Raw genomic sequence first — 764 nt, 5'->3', positions numbered from 1 at the left:
CAGCACCCTGAGCTGCACGATGGGCGCGGTGGCGCCCCGTTCGAGAATACCATCGACCTTCTTGCGGACGGCTTCCAAGGTGAGAGGCTTGATAAGCACGCCGTGCGCGCCCGCCTTGATGCCTTCGACCGCGGTGGGCTCGTCGGATTTGTCGCAGACGATCAGGATCCGCACCTCGGGAAAATGGGCCGCCAATTGGCCGATCAACGGCGGCCCCTTTTGCCCCAAAAAGGAGGCGCCGAGTAGCACCACATCCGGCTTCAACCAATCGATGCCCCTGACAAAAGCCTCTTCCGGCGTTGCAAGCTCGTGCGTCTCGATCTCGTCATGCAGCATAAGTTGCAAAGTCACGCGGGTGATCTCGTCATCGTCGACCACGAATACCCGTCGCTGGCCCTCCGCCCTCGAGGTTTCGACATCTTGCTGCACTGTCGCTCTCCTGAAAATCGCGCCGACAAAGCGGCTTGCAAGAGCAATTAGCAATTTCCGTTCCACGCATGAACGCATCGAAAGGGCCCGCGCCAAGCCGGTTTTTGCCCGTTTGATGCTTGCGATCCTTGTTCGGCTTCTGACAGCGGCACAATTGCTGTCACCTTCAAAACACCTGGTGTCATCCGTCGGCTCGCAAGTTTTTCAGCGCGAAATCAGAAGCTTAAAGAGCGTGGACAGCCTTGGCACGGGGGTTGCTATTACGATGCAGCAACACTGAGTGAGGGCTGAGTGCACGCAGACGCGCAAGACGAGCGATGCTCTCCTTCCCTTGA

1 protein-coding gene is annotated in these 764 nt (G+C 58.5%); it reads right to left on the bottom strand.

Annotated elements, in window-relative coordinates:
• A partial coding sequence (locus tag ACZYOF_RS44105; protein ID WP_463719638.1) for a response regulator occupies positions 1–429 on the bottom strand: 429 nt, incomplete at its 3' end.
• Positions 430–764: the final 335 nt, after the last annotated feature.

The organism is Bradyrhizobium sp. LeoA1Lang, from assembly GCF_055413685.1.
The sequence above is the reverse complement of the archived record's forward strand: the minus strand, read 5'-3'. Positions and strand labels throughout refer to the sequence as shown.